The organism is Streptomyces sp. A1277, assembly GCF_004795015.1.
In the GTDB taxonomy this organism is placed as follows: domain Bacteria; phylum Actinomycetota; class Actinomycetes; order Streptomycetales; family Streptomycetaceae; genus Streptomyces.
On the sequence record NZ_SSBI01000005.1, the window covers coordinates 68,174 to 86,582 of the forward strand.

At 73.1% G+C, this 18,409-nt stretch carries 16 protein-coding genes; 8 read left to right on the top strand and 8 right to left on the bottom strand.

Features of this window, described 5'->3' with window-relative positions:
- Positions 1-41 precede the first annotated feature (41 nt).
- The gene (locus E6R18_RS05115; RefSeq protein WP_136315627.1) at positions 42-1,004 is read right to left on the bottom strand and encodes a formylglycine-generating enzyme family protein; all 963 of its coding nucleotides are present in this window, start codon (positions 1,002-1,004) and stop codon (positions 42-44) included.
- A complete protein-coding gene (locus E6R18_RS05120) occupies positions 1,001-2,251 on the bottom strand; it encodes an ROK family transcriptional regulator (protein ID WP_136315628.1) in 1,251 nt (416 codons plus the stop codon). Before E6R18_RS05120 ends, E6R18_RS05115 begins: the two co-directional genes overlap by 4 nt.
- Before the next feature lie 204 nt (positions 2,252-2,455).
- On the opposite strand from E6R18_RS05120, the gene E6R18_RS05125 reads away from it, so the two are divergent.
- The 6 genes from E6R18_RS05125 to E6R18_RS05150 all read left to right on the top strand — a co-directional run bounded on the left by E6R18_RS05125 (position 2,456) and on the right by E6R18_RS05150 (position 11,993).
- Entirely contained in the window at positions 2,456-3,943 is a 1,488-nt protein-coding gene (locus tag E6R18_RS05125) for a sulfatase-like hydrolase/transferase (protein ID WP_136315629.1), read from the top strand.
- Entirely contained in the window at positions 3,940-4,803 is an 864-nt protein-coding gene (locus E6R18_RS05130; RefSeq protein WP_136315630.1) for an ABC transporter permease, read from the top strand. Before E6R18_RS05125 ends, E6R18_RS05130 begins: the two co-directional genes overlap by 4 nt.
- A gap of 3 nt (positions 4,804-4,806) precedes the next feature.
- Positions 4,807-5,589 carry an ABC transporter ATP-binding protein gene (locus E6R18_RS05135; RefSeq protein WP_136315631.1) on the top strand — a complete coding sequence of 261 codons (783 nt, stop codon included), beginning with the start codon at positions 4,807-4,809 and terminating at the stop codon, positions 5,587-5,589.
- A complete protein-coding gene (locus E6R18_RS05140; RefSeq protein ID WP_136315632.1) occupies positions 5,586-6,611 on the top strand; it encodes an aliphatic sulfonate ABC transporter substrate-binding protein in 1,026 nt (341 codons plus the stop codon). Before E6R18_RS05135 ends, E6R18_RS05140 begins: the two co-directional genes overlap by 4 nt.
- Positions 6,608-8,866 carry a DUF4838 domain-containing protein gene (locus E6R18_RS05145; RefSeq protein WP_136315633.1) on the top strand — a complete coding sequence of 753 codons (2,259 nt, stop codon included), beginning with the start codon at positions 6,608-6,610 and terminating at the stop codon, positions 8,864-8,866. Before E6R18_RS05140 ends, E6R18_RS05145 begins: the two co-directional genes overlap by 4 nt.
- Before the next feature lie 73 nt (positions 8,867-8,939).
- Positions 8,940-11,993 carry a beta-galactosidase gene (locus E6R18_RS05150; protein ID WP_136315634.1) on the top strand — a complete coding sequence of 1,018 codons (3,054 nt, stop codon included), beginning with the start codon at positions 8,940-8,942 and terminating at the stop codon, positions 11,991-11,993.
- A 67-nt stretch (positions 11,994-12,060) separates the two neighbouring features.
- Here the strand turns inward: E6R18_RS05150 and E6R18_RS05160 are convergent, their stop codons facing one another.
- From E6R18_RS05160 to E6R18_RS05180, 5 genes are all read right to left on the bottom strand, one after another.
- A complete protein-coding gene (locus tag E6R18_RS05160) occupies positions 12,061-12,555 on the bottom strand; it encodes an FBP domain-containing protein (RefSeq protein ID WP_136315635.1) in 495 nt (164 codons plus the stop codon).
- 50 nt (positions 12,556-12,605) lie between these two features.
- Positions 12,606-13,112, bottom strand: coding sequence for an NUDIX hydrolase (locus E6R18_RS05165; RefSeq protein ID WP_136315636.1), 507 nt, complete (start codon positions 13,110-13,112; stop codon positions 12,606-12,608).
- A 71-nt stretch (positions 13,113-13,183) separates the two neighbouring features.
- Entirely contained in the window at positions 13,184-14,083 is a 900-nt protein-coding gene (locus E6R18_RS05170; protein WP_136315637.1) for a hypothetical protein, read from the bottom strand.
- On the bottom strand, positions 14,080-15,093 hold the full coding sequence (locus tag E6R18_RS05175; RefSeq protein ID WP_136315638.1) for an SPFH domain-containing protein: 1,014 nt from the start codon (positions 15,091-15,093) through the stop codon (positions 14,080-14,082). Before E6R18_RS05175 ends, E6R18_RS05170 begins: the two co-directional genes overlap by 4 nt.
- Before the next feature lie 207 nt (positions 15,094-15,300).
- Complete coding sequence (locus E6R18_RS05180; protein ID WP_136315639.1) at positions 15,301-15,930, bottom strand: TetR/AcrR family transcriptional regulator; 630 nt, start codon at positions 15,928-15,930, stop codon at positions 15,301-15,303.
- 157 nt (positions 15,931-16,087) lie between these two features.
- Between E6R18_RS05180 and E6R18_RS05185 the strand changes: the two genes are divergently transcribed.
- Positions 16,088-16,903 carry a phosphatase PAP2 family protein gene (locus tag E6R18_RS05185; RefSeq protein WP_136315640.1) on the top strand — a complete coding sequence of 272 codons (816 nt, stop codon included), beginning with the start codon at positions 16,088-16,090 and terminating at the stop codon, positions 16,901-16,903.
- Positions 16,900-17,829, top strand: a complete 930-nt coding sequence (locus E6R18_RS05190; RefSeq protein WP_136315641.1) for a hypothetical protein — start codon at positions 16,900-16,902, stop codon at positions 17,827-17,829. The genes E6R18_RS05185 and E6R18_RS05190 overlap by 4 nt, the downstream gene beginning before the upstream one ends.
- A 17-nt stretch (positions 17,830-17,846) precedes the next feature.
- Here the strand turns inward: E6R18_RS05190 and E6R18_RS05195 are convergent, their stop codons facing one another.
- Positions 17,847-18,395 carry a PadR family transcriptional regulator gene (locus tag E6R18_RS05195; RefSeq protein WP_136315642.1) on the bottom strand — a complete coding sequence of 183 codons (549 nt, stop codon included), beginning with the start codon at positions 18,393-18,395 and terminating at the stop codon, positions 17,847-17,849.
- Positions 18,396-18,409: the final 14 nt, after the last annotated feature.

The following is an 18,409-nucleotide window of genomic DNA, read 5'->3' on the forward strand; positions in this document are numbered from 1 at the left end:
CCGGAGGGATGTCCGGGTCGAAGCGGGGGCCGGGCGGGCGCTCAGAGCGAGAGCGCGCAGCGGAACCCGCCGTGACCTGTGGTGCTGTCGGGGGTGTTGGAGGTGCGGGCGGCGACCCGGTAGCGGTTGCAGTAGGAGCGGTGGCACAGGTGCGAGCCGCCGCGCAGCACCCGGGTGCCCCCGTCCGGCGGCCCGGCGGGGTCGATACGGGTCTCCGGGCGGTCCGGGACGTGCCAGTCGGCGCTGAACCGGTCGGCGCACCACTCCCACACGTTGCCCGCGACGTTGTACAGCCCGTAGCCGTTGGGGGCGTAGGTCTTGACGGGGGCGGTGCCCGCGTAGCCGTCCTCCCGGGTGTTGCGGACCGGGAAGTCGCCCTGCCAGATGTTGCAGCGGTGCCGGCCGTTCGGGGTGAGCGCGTCGCCCCACGGGAAGCGGGCGCGGCCGCGTCCGCCGCGGGCCGCCTTCTCCCACTCGGCCTCGGTGGGCAGCCGCTTGCCGGCCCAGCGGGCGTAGGCCGAGGCGTCGTGCCACGACACATGGACCACCGGATGGTCCCGCCGGTCCCCGATCGAGGTGCCCGGCCCCTCGGGCGCCCGCCAGCTCGCCCCGGCCACCGCGCTCCACCAGGGGGCCCCCGGCACGGTGCCGGGAAGCACGGCGTGGCGGGCCTCGCGGGGGACGAAGGGGCCGAATACGTAGGACCAGCCGATGAGTTCGGCCTCGGTGCGGTAGCCGGTGGCCTTGACGAAGCGCGCGAACCCGGCGTTGGTAACGCAGGCCGCGTCGATCCGGAACGGGGTGAGGACCACCTCCCGGACCGGCCCCTCCCCGTCGGCGGGGAACGCGTCCTCGTCGGCGCCGCCCATCAGGAACGGCCCCCCGGGCACGGCGACCGTGCCGCGCAGGAGGTCGGCGGTGCTGCGGACCGGCACCGCGAAGTCGGCCGGGGGAGCGGTGGCGGCGGTCGCGCTCTCGCGGCCGGGCCCGCAGCAGGCGCTCAACGGGAGGTTCCTTCGTCGTGCGCGGCGGTCCGGCCGTGGCCGCCCGCCGGGACGGGGGCGGGGCGGTCGAGCAGTTCCGCCAGGTCCTGGCCCGTGGTGCGCAGCAGCAGCGCCACGCCGCCGAGCGCGGCCGCATCGCCGCCGAGCGTGGAGCCGCGCACCTCGATGGAGCGGGGGGCGGACGGCAGGGAGAGCGCCGCGATCTGCTCCCGGATCGGGGTGAGGACGAGGTCGTCCAGGGCCGCCGGCTCCCCGTAGACGACGACGCACTCCGGATCGACCTGGGCGGCGAGCGCGGCGAGCACCCGCCCGGCGGTGACGGCCGCGCCGCGGAGCACGTCGGCCACCTCCGGCCGGCCCTCGGCGGCGAGGGCGATCAGCTCCTGGGCGTCCCGGGCGTCCACCCCCCGGTCCGCACAGGCGGCGAGCAGGGCGGGGACGGAGATGAGGCCCTCCAGACAGCCCCGGCCGCCGCAGTGGCAGGGCTTGCCCTCGGGGTCGCAGCTGGTGTGCCCGATCTCGCCGGCCGCGCCGTGCGCGCCGTGCACCAGCGAGCCGTTGACGACGAGTCCGCCACCGACACCCTGGGACCAGCGCAGATACACGGCGTTGTCGAAGCCGCGCGCGGCGCCCCAGGTGACCTCGGCGAGTGCGGCCAGCCGGGAGTTGTTGTCGGTGAGCACCGGAGCGCCGAAGTGCCGGCCGAGTTCGGCGGCGACGTGCCCGGCGAACGGGGTCATCGTGTGCCGGTCGGCGGAGGCCGGGTTCTGTACGAAGCCGGGCAGGCCCAGGCCGATGCCCTGCACCGGGGCGAGGCTGATGTTCTCGCGCCGCATCAGCTCCTCCACCGAGCGGATCGCCTGCGCGGCCCGCTCGGCGGCCTGGCTGTCGGCCGGTACGGGAGCGCTGTACCGGCCGACGATCTCGTGGGCGCAGTTGGCCACGACCACGTGGATGTGGTGGCGCTGGAGGTCGATGCCGATCAGTTCGGCGCCGCGCGAGTTGAGCGAGATCTCCAGGGCCGGCCGGCCACGCCCCCTCGGCTGCCCGGGGTCGGGGGCCGGCTGTTCGACCACCGTGTTGCGGTCCAGCAGGTCGGACACGATCGCGAACAGGGTCGTACGGGACAGCCCGACCCGGTCCTTCAACTCGCCCCGGCTCAGCGCCCCCGACCTGCGCAGCTCGCCCAGTACGGCGGCTTCATTGGCTCTGCGCAGGCGCTGGAGGGCATCGGTGCGTTCGGTCATGGACGCATGGTCGATCGGTCAAGGGGTTTCTGTCAATGCGCCGGACGAATTCACACAATGTTTATTCCCGAGGGTTGACGTAAAAAAGTGGGCCTCCCTACAGTTCCCGTCAATCGCCGGAGCCGGAAAGCGTCGAGCACCCCCGCAACGCGCCCCGGCCGGCTCCCGCCATCACCATGAGCGACCACCGAAAGGGCGGCCCGAGTGGCTCCGCGCAACGTCCTGTTCCTGATGACCGACCAGCACCGGACCGACACCCTGGGCTGTTACGGCAACCCGCTCGTCGACACCCCCGCCCTGGACGCCCTGGCGGCCGAGGGGACCCGTTTTGACCGCTTCTACACCCCGACCGCCATCTGCACCCCGGCCCGCGCCTCCCTGGCCACCGGCCTCCACCCGTTCCGCCACGGCATGCTCAACAACCCCGAGCGCAACGGCGGCAGCAAGGACGAGCTGTCCGACGAAACCCCCATGCTCTGGCGCCAGTTGACGGACCAGGGTTACGCGGTCGGCCATGTCGGCAAATGGCACATCGGCCGCGAGCGCGGCCCCGAGTTCTACGGCCTGGACGGCGAGCACCTGCCCGGCGCGCTCAACCCCGTACACCACCCCTCGTACGAGAAGTGGCTCGACGACAACGGCTTCCCGCCCTTCGCGGTGCGCGAGCCCGTCTTCGGGACCGCCGCCAACGGCACCGGACGCGGCCACCTCATCGCCGGACGGCTCCAGCAGCCCGCCGAAGCCACCATCGAGGCATTCCTCACCGACCGCGCACTCGGCCTGCTGGACCGCTACGCCGCCGACTGGAAGGCGACCGGCAAGCCGTTCATGCTCTCCTGCCACTGGTACGGCCCGCATCTGCCCTACCTGATCCCCGACCACTACTACGACCTCTACGACCCCGCCGACGTACCCCTGCCCGCGTCCATGGCGGAGACCTTCGCGGGAAAGCCCGAGGTGCAGCGCCAGTACAGCGCCTACTGGTCCTCCGACGACTTCGACGCCGACGCCTGGCGCAAGCTCATCGCCGTTTACTGGGGCTACGTCACGATGATCGACCACCAGGCCGGACGCATCATCGAGGCGCTGAAGGGCCACGGCCTGTGGGACGACACCGCGGTCTTCTTCACCGCGGACCACGGCGAGTTCACCGGCGCCCACCGGCTCAACGACAAGGGCCCGGCGATGTACGAGGACATCTACAACATCCCCGGCATCGCCCGCGTCCCCGGCGCTCCCGCCCAGGTCAACGACGACTTCGCCACCCTCATCGACCTCAACCCGACCATCCTCGAACTGGCCGGCGCACCCGTGCCCGAACTGTGCGACGGCACCAGCCTGCTGCCCCTGCTGCACGGTGAGGAGGCGGGCGGCACCCGCGACGAGGTCGTCACCGAATTCCACGGCCACCACTTCCCGTACTCCCAGCGCATGATCCGCGACCGGCGCCACAAGCTGGTCCACAACCCGGAGAGCGTGCACGAGCTGTACGACCTGGAAACCGACCCGCACGAACTGCACAACGTGTACGAGGCGCCCGCCTACGCGGAGGTCCGCCGCGACCTCACCGTCCGGCTCTACCGCGAACTGCTGCGCCGCGGCGACCCCGCCTACACCTGGATGAGCTACATGGCCGACATCGGCGGCGGCCGGGCGGCCGACGTCGACGGGGTCGCGGAGGAAGTGGCATGAGCGTGCAGGACAAGACCCGCGCACCGCACCGGACGAAACCACCGGGACCACCGGCCACCAGGCCATCGGCCTCCGAACGCGCACCGGGCAAGGGTGCGAAGAAGCGCGGCACGGGCCGGCTCACCTCCGTACTCCTCGGCCTCGCCTCCGCAGCCCTCGGGCTGCTCGCCTGGACCGTCCTCGCGAACAGCGGCGTCGACGGCTTCCCCGGACCCGTCGCCGTGGGCCGCCGCGCGGCTGAACTCATCGCCGACGGCACGCTGTTCGAGGACGCGGGCGCCAGCCTGAAGCGCGTGCTCATCGGCTACGTCCTCGGTGTCGCCCTCGCGGTACCCGTCGGATTCGTCATGGGCTGGTACCCGGTCGTCCGCAGGCTGATCGAGCCCTGGCTGCAGTTCTTCCGCATGGTGCCACCGCTCGCGATCATCCCGCTCGCCATCGTCCTCATGGGCATCGACGAGACCCCCAAGATCTTCGTGATCTTCCTGGCCTCGTTCCTGTCCTGCGTCGTCTCCACCTTCCAGGGCGTCGTCGCCGTCGACGTCACCCTCGTCAACGCGGCACGGGTCCTCGGCGCCCGCGACCCGCAGGTCTTCCTCGGCGTCGTCGTGCCCGCCTCCACCCCGTTCATCCTGGTCGGCATGCGCATCGGGCTCGGCGCCTCCTGGGCCACCGTCGTCGCCGCCGAACTCATCGCCGCCCAGGGCGGCCTCGGCTTCCGGATGCAGCAGGCGCAGCTCTACTACGACCTGCCGACCATCTTCGTCCAGCTCATCGCGATCGGCGCGATCGGACTCGCCATGGACCGGCTGCTGCTCCTCGCCGAGCGCCGGCTCACCCACTGGCAGGAACGGCGGTAGCCCATGCCCACCATCAACTTCCACGACGTGACGAAGGACTTCGCCGTCAAAAACGGCGGATTCCTCGCTCTGGACCATGTCGGCCTGGACATCGAGGACGGCGAGTTCGTCACCGTCGTCGGCCCGTCCGGCTGCGGCAAGAGCACCCTGATGAACATCGCCGCCGGACTCCTCGACGCCACCGACGGCGAGGTCGTGGTCGACGGCGTCCCCGTCAGCGGCCCCGCCCCCGAACGCGGCGTCATCTTCCAGCAGTACGCGCTCTTCCCCTGGATGACCGTCGCCGCCAACGTCGAGTACGGGCTGAAGGTCGCCGGGGTCAAGAAGGACGAGCGCCGCCGCAGGGCCCGCGAGGTCATCGAACTCGTCGGCCTCACCGACTTCGCCGACTCCCTGCCCAAGACCCTCTCCGGCGGCATGAAACAGCGCTGCGCCATCGCCCGCGCCTACGCAGTGGACCCCAAGGTCCTCCTGATGGACGAACCCTTCGGCGCACTCGACTCCCTCACCCGGGTCCGGATGCAGGAATCGCTCCTGGACACCTGGGGCCGCGACCGGCGCACCGTCATGTTCATCACCCACGACGTGGACGAGGCGGTCTTCCTCGCCAACCGCGTCGTCGTCATGGCGGCCCGCCCCGGCCGCATCCACACCGTCATCCCGGTCACGCTGCCCTACCCGCGTACCGAGGAGCAGCGCCTGTCGCCCGAGTTCGCCGCACTGCGCGCCCAGGTGTGGCACGCCGTGCACCACCAGCCCGCCCCGCTCGAAGGAATCGCGTCATGAAGTCGATCCGTGCCGCCCGCCGCCGTGCGGCGGGCCTGTTCCTCGCCCTGGCCCTCGTCTCCACCGCCGCCGGCTGCGGGGACGACTCCTCGGACGCCGCCGACGGCTCGAAGAAGGTGAGTTTCGGCTACATCGCCGACTACAGCGGCTCCGTCGCCCTGGCCGTCGCCCGGAAACAGGGGCTGTGGAAGAAGGCGGGCGTCACCCCCGAGCTCAAGGTCTTCACCAACGGGCCGCTCCAGGTCCAGGCCCTGGGCACCGGCAACCTGGACTTCGGCTACCTCGGCCCCGGCGCCCTGTGGCTGCCCGCCTCCGGCAAGGCGTCCATCGTCTCGGTGAACATGCTGGGCCTCGCCGACCGGGTCATCGCCCGGCCCGGCTCCGGCATCGAGAAGCCCGCCGACCTCAAGGGCAAGAAGGTCGCCGTCGCCGAAGGCACCTCCGGCGACATGATCCTCAACCTGGCCCTCAGCGAGGCCGGGCTGAAGCCGGACGACATCACCAAGGTCGCCATGGACGCCTCGACCGTCGTCACGGCGTTCTCCTCCGGCCAGGTCGACGCCGCCGCCACCTGGTACCCGCTGATCGACACGATGAAGAAGAAGGTCCCCGACCTCAAGGAGATCAGCCGGACCGAGGACTACTACCCGAAGCTGACCTTCCCGAATGTCTTCGTCACCCAGCCGAAGCTCGCCTCCGGCGACCCCGAACTCGTCAAGAAGGTGACCGGGGTCCTCAAGGAGGCCGACGACTGGATCGCGGCCCACCCCGAGGAGTCGGAGACCGTCGCCGCCGACTTCCTGAAGCTGCCGGCCGGGCAGCTCAAGGGCTCCACGAAGTACGTGAAGATCCTGCCCTCCGACGAGCTGGCGAAGCTCACCCGGGACGGCACGGTCGACGGCTGGTTCGACGAACTGGCCGCCAACTTCCACCGGATGGGCAAGCTGCCCGACCCGGGCAAGGCCAAGGACTACTACCTCGGCGACCTCTACGCCGCAGCCGGAAAGGCGGACCGCTCATGAACGACTCGCCGCACAACGACCCCACCACCGCACCGGACGGGGTGAGACGGCGCGGCTTCCTCGTCGGAGCGGCCGGGCTCGCCGGGGCCGCCCTCCTCGCCGGGACCACCGCCACAGAGGCCGCCGCCGCGGCCGGCGGCCCGCTCCGGGTGACCTCCGGCGGGCGGGCCCGCGCCTCGGTCCTGTGGTGGGGCGGCGGCAGCGCCGGGTTCGCCGCCGCCGAACTGCGCGACTACCTCCGCGCGATCACCGGCGTCCGCCTCCCGCTGCGCGCCGTCCCCGCCCCGGCCGCCGCACCCGAGGGCGTCACCGGCCTGGTGGCCCTGCACACCGGGACCGGCGGCGGCCGGATCACCGCCGGCCGCCTCGCCGACGCCGGACGCGAACTCGCCGGCGCCCCCGAGGACTCCTTCACCCTGCTCGGCGACAACACCTGCCTCCTGCTGACCGGCCACGGCGACCGGGCCCCGCTGTACGCGGTGTACGCCCTCCTGGAACGGGCCGGCGTCCGCTTCTTCGCCCCCGCCTACCCCGCGTACGAGGGCCACCACGAACACGTACCCGCCACCCGCGACCTCGCCCTGCCGGCCGTACGCCATACCGACCGGCCCGCCACCGGGCTGCGGCGGCAGTACGCCGAGGAGGGGTTCAGCCACACCGCCGCGAGCCTGCCGCCGCTGCTCGACTGGATGGCCAAGAACCGGCTCAACACCTTCGTCCACCCGACCGACTACCTGGGCCTGGGCGTCACCGCGTACGACAAAGTGCGCGGCGTACTGGCCCGGGAGGCCGGGAAACGGGGCCTGCGGATCGAGACCGGCGGCCACGGCTACGACAGCTTCCTGCCGAAGGCCGCCTACCCGCAGTTCTACGAGTCCGGCGGGCCGGTCTTCGACATCTACAACCCCGAAGCGCTCGACGCCTACGTGGGCAAGGTCGTCGCCTTCCTCCGGGAGCGCCCGGAGATCACGGTCTTCGACTGCTGGCCCCCGGACGTCGGCGCCTTCCAGAAGCCGGTCCTCGACCGGTACGGCACCGCGTCCAACGCCGAGTCGGTGGTGGTCAACGAACTGGCCCGGGTACTGCGCCAGGAGCTGCCCGGCGTCCGGGTCGAACGGATCGCGTACGCCTCCACGGTGCGCCCGCCCGACGCGGACCACGCGAGCGACCCCGAGGTCATCGTGGACTTCGCCGCCTACTCCCGGAACTACGACGGCCACATCGGCGACCCGGCCGTCAAGGCCAACGTCCCCTTCGCGGACGCGCTGCGAGCCTGGCGGACCACGCACAGCGGCCCGCTCGCCATGTACGAGTACTACCGGCGCTACCGCTGGCGCAGCCTGCCCGTGCACCCGCTGGCCACCATCGCGGGCGACGTCGCCTTCGAGGCGGGGCTCGGGCTCGACGGGATCGGCATGTACAGCGAGCCCGGCGACTGGATCACGTACGAGCACGTGCAGAGCCTGGTCGCCGCGCTGGCCTGGGACGGCTCCCTCGACGCGGAGGCGTTCCTCGACGGGTACCTGCACGCCCGCTTCGGGGACCGGGCGGTGCCCGCCATGCGCCGCTACTACGACCTGACGCGCCTGGACCCGGACACGCACGCCGCCGCAGCGCTCAGCACCGCGTACGGGCAGGCCCGTGCGGCGCTGCGGGAGGCGGCCGGGCAGGTGACGGGCGCCGCGCCCCGCACGGTCCTGGACCGGCTGACCCGCAACGCCGACATCGCCCTCGCCGACATGCGGATCGGCCTGGCACCGGCGGCCGGCGCCGAACTCGACGCCGCACGCCGGGAGTACCGCGCGCTGGTTCACCGCAACCGGTTCAACGGCGTCTGCCTGCCCAACATGCAGGCGTGGTGGCGCTGGAACGGGCCGCAGGGCCAGACACCGTACGACGACGCGAAGATCCGGCAGGACGTCGTCGACACCTACGCGAGCCCGGCCGCCGGCTTCGGCGACCCGGGGACTCTGGTGCTGGAGCGGGGCGGCGACGCGATCCGGCTCGACGTGGAGGCCCAGGACGTGGACTTCACCGGCCACACCGTCCACTGGACGGCCACCGCACCCGAGGGCGTCCGCGTGGAGCCGTCCCACGGCACGCTGAAGGTGCGCGGGACCCGGGGCGACGCCCAGCGGGTCGCGGTGAGCGCCGCACCGGACGCCGCGGCCGGTACGCGGCCGATCACGCTGGACTTCCGCCTCGCCGACGGCACCCGGCTCGTCGCCTCCCAGGTGGTGGCCGACATCCGCTGACCCGCACGGCGCAGCACCACCGGCTCCACGGCCCACGGACCCGCACCATGAGCACACCAGCGAAAGGGCGTCCATGACACACCACCCCCACCCGCCGCGCACGCGGTCGCGCCTGTTACGGCGGCGCGCGGTCGTCGGCGGCCTGGCCACCGGACTCGCGCTGTCCCTGTTCTCCCCGTCCCCGGTCTCCGCCCACCCCGCGCCGCAGGCCGGGCCGGCGGCGGCCGCCGAAGCCACCACCCACCGCTTCCCCGGCGACGACCACCGCGCCCACACCGTCACCTGGGACGAGAAGTCCCTCAAGATCGACGGGGAGCGGCTGGTCGTCTGGTCCGGGGAGTTCCACTACTGGCGGCTGCCCAGCCCCGACCAGTGGCGCGACGTCCTGCAGAAGCTCAAGGCGTCGGGCTTCAACGCCGTCTCGCTGTACTTCTTCTGGGGCTACCACTCCTCGAAGCCGGGCTCCTACGACTTCAGCGGCGTCCGCGACATCGACCGGCTCCTGACCATGGCCGAGCAGGAGGGCCTGTACGTCATCGCCCGCCCCGGCCCGTACATCAACGCCGAGGTGAGCATGGGCGGCCTGCCGCCGTACATGAGCACCTACGCGGGCGAGCAGCGCACCGCCGATCCGCAGAACCTGGCGGCCGACCTGGAGTGGCTGAAGGCCGTCAACGGCATCATCGGCCGGCACCAGATCACCGACGGCGGCGGCAGCGTCATCGCCTACCAGGTCGAGAACGAACAGATCGACAACTCCGCCGCGCACGTCGACTACATCGAGAAGCTGCAGAGCGCGGTCGTCCAACAGGGCATCACCGTGCCGCTGTTCCACAACGACTACGGCAACGGGCACGGCTGGAACGTGCCCGGCGGCCCCGGCGGTTCCAAGCTCGGCCTGTACGCCTTCGACACCTACCCGCTGGGCTTCGACTGCGCCGGCGGCCGGGGCAAGCTGAGCGACTACGAGACCCGGGTACGCGGCTACTCGCCCTCCACCCCGGTCTTCATCGCCGAGGGCCAGGGCGGCGCGTTCACCGCGTGGGGCCGCGACTTCCAGACCGACGAGTGCGCGAAGTTCACGGACGAGGCGTTCACCCGCCAGTTCGCCGTGAACAACCTCGCCAACGGGGCCACCCTCTCCAACACCTACATGGAGTACGGCGGCACCAACTGGGGCTGGACCGGCGACCCCGGCTCCGGCTTCACCTCGTACGACTACGGGGCGGCGATCTCCGAGAACCGCGCGATCACGCCGAAGCTCGCCGTCCAGAAGGAATTCGGCTACCTGCAGAGCGCGGTGAAGCCGATCGCCTCCGCCCAGCCCGACACCGCCCCCGACCTCACCGTCACGGGCGGCGGCCCGGTCAGGGCCCAGCAGCGCCGCTCCACCGAGCGGGCCGACGACACGTCCGTCTCGGGCCACGGCATGCGGCTCATCACGCTGCGCCACCCCGACTCCAACGACACCACGACCAGCCGTGTCACCTTCCCCCTGGACCTGACCGGCGACGGCGGCTACGCGCGGGTCCCGCAGAAGCCGGACACCGCGATCACGGTGGACGGACGGGACGCCACCACCCTCGTGGCGGACTACGCCTTCGGATCGCACCGGCTCGTCTACTCCACCTCCCAGCTCCTCACCCAGCTGACCGCCGGACGCGATCTGCTCGTCCTCGACGGCGCCAAGGGCACGGACGGCGAGACCGTCCTGCGCTACGCGAAGCGGCCGAAGGTCACCGCGGTGGACGGGACACCCGTCGAGACCACCTGGGACCCGGTCCGCAAGGACCTCCGGCTCGACTACACGCACGGCGGCAGCCGCACCGTGCGCATCACGGGCGGCGGCGGCCGGGACCTCACCGTCGTGATCGGCGACCGGGACGGCGTCGCGGACATCTGGCAGCTCGACGCGGGCAGCGGCCGGGCGCTGGTCATCGGCCCGGAACTCGCCCGGACCGCCCGCGTGACGGGGACCCGGCTCGACCTCACCGGCGACACCCGCGAGGCCGGCCCGCTCAGGGTCTTCGCACCGGCCGGGGTGAAGACCCTGACCTGGAACAAGCAGGCCGTGCGGGCGAAGCGGGACGCCTCCGGGGCGCTCGTCGCCCACCTGCCGGGCCCGGCGAAGGTGTCGGTGCCCGCCCTGGACACCTGGCGCACCTCTGCCTCCGACCCCGAACGCACGGCGGACTTCGACGACTCGGCGTGGACGAAGGCGGACCGCACCACCGCCGCCAACACCCGGCACGGGCCCGGCGCGGCGTCCGGAGTCGTGCTGGACACGGACGAGTACGGCTTCCACGAGGGCGACACCTGGTACCGGGGCCACTACACGCCCACCGAGGCCGGCAGCACCGTGAAGGTCACGGTGAAGACCGGCACCGCCGGCCACGCACTGGTCTGGCTCGACGGCCACTACCTCGGCGCCCAGGGCGACGGCACCGGCACCTACGCCGTCCCCGAGGGCCTGGCGGAGCCGGGCAGGCCCGCCGTGCTGGCGATCCTGGTACGGAACATGGGCCAGTACGAGGACTGGAGCTCCGACGGCCGGTCCAAGGGCGGACGCGGCCTGGCCGACGTCGACATCGCCGGCGCCGGGAAGGCCGAGTGGCGCATCCAGGGCGCCGAAGGCGGCGACGAGCCGGCCGACACCGCGCGCGGGCTCTACAACAACGGGGGTCTGTACGGGGAGCGCTTGGGCTGGCACCTTCCGGGCGCGCCGGACGCGTCGTGGGCGCGCACCGGCTCGCTCAAGAGCGACCGGCCGGGCGTGCGGTGGTACCGCAGCACGGTCCGGCTCGACCTGCCGAAGGGCGCCGACACCGCGCTCGCGCTGCGGATCGAGGACGCCGGAGGCCGGACCGGAAAGTACCGCGTCCAGATCTTCGTCAACGGCTGGAACACCGGTCAGTACGTCAACAACGTGGGCCCGCAACAGGAGTTCGTCATCCCGTCCGGCTTCCTGAAGCCGCACGGCGAGAACACCGTCGCGCTGGCGGTCACCGCCGAGCAGAGCGGCGTCGGCCCCGACGCGGTGCGGCTGGTGAACCAGGGCACCGTTCTCGGCGGCGTCGCCGGACAGCAGAACGCGGCACCGGACTACGCGGCCCTCGCCGCCCGGTAGCGAAGGGTGCGCGCCCCGGAGGTCCGCCCGGACCACCGGGGCGCGCACGGCCGCACCCGGGCCCCGCTCAGCTGAAGAGCTTCGTCACGAACGCGGAGAGGTTGGCGACCGTGCGGGCGATCTGCTCCTCGGTGGTCAGCGACTCCTTGAAGCGGGCACCGGAGGCCACGGCCTTCTTGCCGCGCACGTACAGCGAGCACGCCAGGTCGGTGCACATGTACAGGCCGACCGAATTGCCCTCCCGCCCGGCGGGTCCCGTCTTGCGTGCGGTCATCAGCGAGACCCCGCTGCCCGGGTGCGTGGTCAGGCAGAGCGAGCACATGCTCCGGTGGAGGAACCCGCGCTGCTGGGAGGGGAAGCGCAGCGAGATCCCGGCCAGCTCGCCCTCGTGCTCGGTGACGATGTAGCTGCGCCCCGGCGCGGACAGGTCGCGCCAGCCCAGGAAGTCGAGATCGTCCCACGGCAGCTCCTCGAAATCGCGGGGCAGCGGCAGACGCTTGGCCTCCCCCTTGGAGCAATTCACGAACGATGAGCGGATGTCCTGCTCGGTCACGACCTTCATACCCACGAAGCTAACTCTGCCTATGGGGCCTAGGCAAACGATTAATGCGCTTAGGGCTTCACCTGGGGGCCCTCGGCCGCGAGTGCGAGGCGGTGCACGGGCGGATGGGGGATGCCGAGGTCCGGGCGCCAGGTCGCGAGGATCTGCGCCGAGGGATCGAACAGCGGCGCGGGCAGCGCGTCGAGCGGGGTCCACTCCCAGGTGCTGATCAGGTGCGGCTCGGTCACCCGCGCGGTGCCGGAGCCGACGCGCACGAGGGCGGCCATCGTCACGCGGTTGATGCCGGCGACGGCGTCGTGCAGCATCGCGAAGACGCTCACCTCGTCCTCGGTGACCGTCAGCCCGGTCTCCTCCCGCAGTTCGCGCACGGCCGCCGCCGCGACCGACTCGGGCAGCGGATCGACCTTGCCCCCGGGCAGCTCCCAGGTGCCGCTGTGGTGCCGGCCGAGCAGCACCCGGCCCCGCGCGTCCTGCACGATCACACCGACCCCCAGCGCCGCCTGCGCCTGCGGCGGACGGGAGTTGCGGGAGGGGACGGTCGGGCTTTTGGTCTCCATGCGGATCTCCTGACGGGGCCGGTCCGGTCCGGGCGTCGAGCCTACGCGGCCGCCGCGCCGGGCACCGCGCCTTATACCGCCAGCCGCAGCGCGGTGTCCGACACGCCGAGCCGTACGCTCTGCCCCCAGGTCAGCTCCAGCGCGTCCGCCTCCATGCCGTCGCCGAAGACCACCACCCGGTCGGACTCCACGGTCAGCCGCAGTCCCTGCCCCCGGCCCAGCTCGCCCGAGACGAAAGAGGTGCCGGTCGCCGGTGAGGGCCACGCCTCCCGGACGAACCAGAGCAGTCGGGGATCGGCGGGCCCGGGCAGGGGGAGGGGGCTGCGGCGCTCCTGCCACAGGGAGCGCAGCCAGCCGGTGGCCCCGGTGCCGGTTCCGACCAGGACGCCGCTGGATGCCTGCGGTTCGGCTGGGGAGTCCGCCGGGTCGGGACCGAGCCGGTAGCGGGCCGTCTGGTGGCCGGGCGGGCCGAGGTAGATCTCGTTGAGGGCGAGCAGCCGCTGCGTGTCGTCGGCCACCGCCTCGACCATCGTCAGCTCCTCCGCCCGCCCGCCGGGCACCACGGACGCCCGCATGAGCGCCGCCGCGTCGGCCGGCCGGTGGCGCACCAGGACCCCGGGGTTGCGGCCCGGATCGGTGTCGATGCCGATGACCGGCTGGCCGGAGAGGTACTTGGCGGCGTTGGCGACCAGACCGTCCTGCCCGACGACCACCACCACGTCCTCGGGCGCGAACAGGAACCGGTCCAGATCCGCCCGCTCCACCCGGCAGTGGCGCCACTGGAGCGGAACGGCCGCCGCCACGTCGGCCAGCGCCTGCCGGGTCCGCTCGTGCCTGCGGGCCACCTCCTCGATGGACCGGCCCCGGCCGGCCAGGACGAAGGCCGCCTGGCCGTGCGTGCCGTGCCGGGCGAGCAGTTCCTCGTACTCGGTGGTGCGGTGGACCAGGACCGCACGCGGCGCCAGGCTCACGCCCGCGCCCCGGGAGCCGGCCGGCCGAGCTTGCCGAGCAGGCCGGTGAGGACGTCGGGCGAGAGGGTGAGGCTGTCGATGTGCGGCAGGTTCTCGGCGAGCCGGGTGGCCGCCAGGGCGTGCAGGGTCGCGGCTTCCACCTCGCCGTGCGCACGCAGCCAGGCCGCCTGCGCCTCGGCGCGCGCCGCACCCACCTCGCGGGCCGCCTCCGCCTCGGCGCCGGCCAGCCGGACCGTGCGGGCGGCCTCCGCCTCGGCGCGCACGCCGTCGGCCGCCGCGCCCTCCTCCGCCTCGCGCCGGGCGTTGGTGCCGCGCTGCTCGACGAGCTGTTCCTCGCGGCGCGCGAGCTCGATCCGGCTGGCGAGCTCGTTCTCGGCGATGGTCCGCTCGCGCTCGACGGCCACGGCCCGCCGCTCGTACGTCGCGCGGTCGGCCTCCTGCTGGATCTGCTCGCGGGCCGGAGTGCGCAGGGCGCGTTCCACCTCGGCCTCGGGGCGGATGGCGACGACGCGCACGGCCACCACGTCGATGCCGGTGGCGGGCAGCCTGGGCTCGGCGGCCAGACCGGCCGCCACCCGCTCGCGGACGGCGGCGACGCCGTCCACCAGCGCCCCGGCCAGCGGGGTGCGGGCGAGGACGTCCAGGGTGTGCTGCTGGGCGGTCTCGGTGAGGAGGGTCGCGATCTGCTCCAGGGGTGCGCCGCGCCAGGCACCGGTGTCCGGGTCGACGGAGAAGTCGAGGCGGGCGGCGGCCTCGGCCGGGTCGCTGATGCGGTAGGTCACGGTGGCCTGCACCGTGACGTCCTGGAAGTCGGAGGTGCGCGCGTGGAACGCCATGGCCAGTTCCCGGTCGTTGACCGGCACCTCGCAGAGCGCGGCGCTCAGCGACCGGTACCAGAAGCTCAGCCCCGCTCCGTCGTGGGCGAGCCGGCCCCGCTTGTGGTGGCGGATGTGCGCGGTGGGCGCGGAACGCAGATGGCGCCAGCCGAAGCGGCGGGTGATGTCGGCCATGGTGACCCCCTCGATCTTTTCTCGTCATGGCGACGATAAGGGCGGCCCCTGGTTATCGTCAAGCGGACGAGAAAAGCTGGTCCGGGTACGCGAACGGCCGGTGACTTCGGGAGAAGCCACCGGCCGGCCGGGTTGCGCGCCGCCCCCGTCCCCACGGTGCGGCGCGGGCGGGCCGCCGTCATCCGCTGGAACGACGGCCCGCGTCTGTCAGGACCCGGACGCCCAAGCGTTCAGGCCGAGTGCGGGGAGGACGGCGCCCTCCACGAAGCGGACGAGGAAGGTCTCGTCCGCGTGCGCCCCCTGCAGCATCGGGCGGGCCCGCATCACGCCCAGCAGCTGCGCGGAGACGAACTTCGTCGCCGGGTTGTCCGCGGCCACCTCGCCGCGCTCCACCCCGCGCCGGACGAGCGCGTCGATCGCCGCCTGCTCCGGCAGGATCAGCGACTCGCGCAGCGCGCACAGCAGGTCCGGGTTGTGCAGGGCGGCGTGGCTCAGGGCCAGCATCAGGGGCGTGTCCCGCCCCGACCCCTCACCGATGGCCCGCGCCGCCTCCAGCAGGTCGCCCGCCAGTGAGCCGGTGTCGATCTTCCGCAGGGTGCCGCGCCGGGTGCCGTGCAGGGCGGCCACGACCAGTTCGGGCTTCGACCCCCACTGGCGGTAGAGCGTGGACTTGCCGCAGCGGGACCGGGCGGCGACCCCTTCCATGGTCAGCGACTCGTAGCCGCTCTCCCTCAGCATGTCGAGCACGGCCGTGTAGAGCTCCTGGGCCCGCTCCGGCGTGATCTTCGAGCGGCGCTGCGCGGGGGCGTGCTCGTGCTCGGTCTCCTGCGACGACATGCGCTTTCCCTCTCTGCGACTCTGCGACGAGGTCCATCGATACGCCAGTGTACCGATACGCGAGTGTTCCGATACGCCTCCGTATCGGTACACTGGCGTATCGATAAGGGCGGAGACCCGCCAACGACACACCGCTTCGTCAGCAAAGGGGCACCGGGTGAAGTACGCCGGTAACAGGCCCGCCGATCGGGAGCCGGACACCTCTGCCCGACCGCCCCTAGTCCGCGAGCTTCTTCTGGTCGTAGGACTCTTCGTGATCTACAAGCTCGGCCGCCAGGCCGCGAACGGTCACGTGGACGAGGCGTTCCACAACGCCGGCCGCGTCTGGGACTTCGAACGCGCCGTGCACCTGCCCGGCGAGGGCGTCGTACAGCGCCTGCTCCTGCACGACGAGACGCTGATCCACCTGGCGAACACCTACTACGCGACCGTGCACTTCCCGGCCACGCTGCTCTTCCTCGTCTGGCTGTACTGGCGCCGCCCCCGGCACTACGTCTGGGCGCGCCGCATCCTCGCCGTGCTCACCGGCGCCGCCCTCGCGCTGCACCTGCTCTTCCGGCTCGCCCCGCCGCGCCTCCTCGCCGCGACCGGCCTCGTCGACACCGGCCAGGTCTACGGCCCCACGGTGTACGGGGCCGCGCCCGCCACCGACTCCATGGCGAACCAGTTCGCCGCGATGCCCTCGCTGCACTTCGGCTGGGCGGTCATGGTCGGCGTCGGCCTCGCCGTCGCCACCCGGTCCCGGTGGCGGTGGCTGTGGCTGCTGCACCCGGCGATCACGCTGCTCGTCATCGTCGGCACCGCCAACCACTACTGGCTCGACTCGATCGTGGTGGCCGCCCTGCTCTCGGTGGCTCTCGCCGCGCTGCGGCTGCCGCGCGCCGAGCCGGTCCGCCCGCCGCTCCCGTGGCCGTCCGTCGTCCCGCAGCGGGAACACGTCACGTCCTACGCCTCCTCCGGGGCGCGCCGGTGAACGCCACCCTGGCCGCCGTCGCGCTGTCCCTCGTCTCCGCCGCCGCCTACGCGACCGCCGCGGTGGCCCAGGCGCGGCTGGCCGGCCGCGCCGCCCCGGGCACCGGGACCCTCCGGCTGCTCGGGCGCGGCGCCTGGTGGTGTGCCGTCGGCCTGAACGCGGGCGGCGCCCTGCTGCACGTGGCCGCGCTGAAGTACGGGCCGCTCACGCTGGTCCAGCCGCTCGGCGCGCTCACCCTGGTGGCGGCCGTCCCGCTGGGCGCCCGGGCCGCGGGCCGCCGGGTCACCCGCACCGAGTGGCGCGGCACCCTGCTCACGCTGCTCGGTCTCGGGGCCCTGCTGCTGGCGGCGGGCGGGGCCGCACCCCACGAGACGCTGACCCTGGCCGAGGCGCTGGCCGTCGGTGCCGGAACCATGGCCCTCGTCGCCGGCCTCAGCCGCCCGGGTGCCCGCCCCGGCCTGCGGCACGCGGCGGCCTCCGGCATCACCTCCGGCGTCGCCTCCGCGCTCACCCAGACCCTGACCGTCGCCGTGACCGACCACACGGGTCCGCTGCTCAGCCCGCGCCTGGTGGTCGTCGCCGTGCTGGTGTCGGCCTTCGCGATGGGCGGGCTGCTGCTCTCGCAGACCGCCTACCGGGGCGGTCTCGGCGCCCCGCTCGCCGTCGTCACCCTCGCCAACCCGGTCGCCGCCGCGGCCATCGGCCTGGCCCTGCTGGGGGAGCGGCTCCAGGGCGGCCCGGCCGGACTCGTCCCGGCGCTGCTCGGCGCGGCGGCCGCCGTCCGGGGCGTGGTCCTGCTCAGCCGCGCCCAGGCGCAGCCCGTGCCCGCCGCGGCCCCGGCCGGTGCCCCGTCGCGGGTGGTCATCAGGAGCCCGAGGGCTGCCCGCCCTCAGCAGCCGCGCAGGATCAGGGCCGGACGCTCCTGAGCGTTGGGAGTCTCCGGCTACGAGGCGTCGGGCGCCGGGGCGGGGTAGTCCGCGAGCGCCCGGGTCAGCCACCCGATCCAGAAGTTCTCCAGGTCGATGCCGCCGCGCAGCACCAGATGGCGCAGCCGGTCCTCGGGCGCGTCCCGGCCCGGCGGGAAGTCCCGGGTCTCGATCTCCAGGTACTCCGCGAGCTGCCGCCGGTGCAGCGCCAGGTGGCGGCGCAGCTCCGCGTCGAGACCCGGCGCCCCGACGACCGCCGCCGCCCGCATCCGCAGCAGCAGCGGATCGCGCACCTGCTTGGGGTCCTCCTGCCGGGCCACCCAGGCGGACAGCGCCTCCCGGCCGGCCCGCAGCACCTCGTACTCCTTCTTCTGCCCCCGGGCGGGCTGCGCCGGGGTCAGCGCCCTGATCTGCCCGGCCTGCTCCAGCTTGCCCAGCTCGCGGTAGATCTGCTGGTGCGTGGCCGACCAGAAGTAGCCGATGGACCGGTCGAACCTGCGGGTCAGCTCAAGACCGGAGGAGGGCTTTTCGAGCAGGGCGGTGAGGATCGCGTGCGGCAGTGACATGGGGTGCATCCTAG

What these genes read in the sequence shown, in the direction of transcription:
- E6R18_RS05120 (WP_136315628.1), bottom strand. Translation starts at nt 2,251, where the DNA reads ATGACCGAACGCACCGATGCCCTCCAGCGCCTGCGCAGAGCCAATGAA.
- E6R18_RS05130 (WP_136315630.1), top strand. Translation starts at nt 3,940, where the DNA reads ATGAGCGTGCAGGACAAGACCCGCGCACCGCACCGGACGAAACCACCG.
- E6R18_RS05135 (WP_136315631.1), top strand. Translation starts at nt 4,807, where the DNA reads ATGCCCACCATCAACTTCCACGACGTGACGAAGGACTTCGCCGTCAAA.
- E6R18_RS05140 (WP_136315632.1), top strand. Translation starts at nt 5,586, where the DNA reads ATGAAGTCGATCCGTGCCGCCCGCCGCCGTGCGGCGGGCCTGTTCCTC.
- E6R18_RS05145 (WP_136315633.1), top strand. Translation starts at nt 6,608, where the DNA reads ATGAACGACTCGCCGCACAACGACCCCACCACCGCACCGGACGGGGTG.
- E6R18_RS05150 (WP_136315634.1), top strand. Translation starts at nt 8,940, where the DNA reads ATGACACACCACCCCCACCCGCCGCGCACGCGGTCGCGCCTGTTACGG.
- E6R18_RS05160 (WP_136315635.1), bottom strand. Translation starts at nt 12,555, where the DNA reads ATGAAGGTCGTGACCGAGCAGGACATCCGCTCATCGTTCGTGAATTGC.
- E6R18_RS05165 (WP_136315636.1), bottom strand. Translation starts at nt 13,112, where the DNA reads ATGGAGACCAAAAGCCCGACCGTCCCCTCCCGCAACTCCCGTCCGCCG.
- E6R18_RS05175 (WP_136315638.1), bottom strand. Translation starts at nt 15,093, where the DNA reads ATGGCCGACATCACCCGCCGCTTCGGCTGGCGCCATCTGCGTTCCGCG.
- E6R18_RS05180 (WP_136315639.1), bottom strand. Translation starts at nt 15,930, where the DNA reads ATGTCGTCGCAGGAGACCGAGCACGAGCACGCCCCCGCGCAGCGCCGC.
- E6R18_RS05195 (WP_136315642.1), bottom strand. Translation starts at nt 18,395, where the DNA reads ATGTCACTGCCGCACGCGATCCTCACCGCCCTGCTCGAAAAGCCCTCC.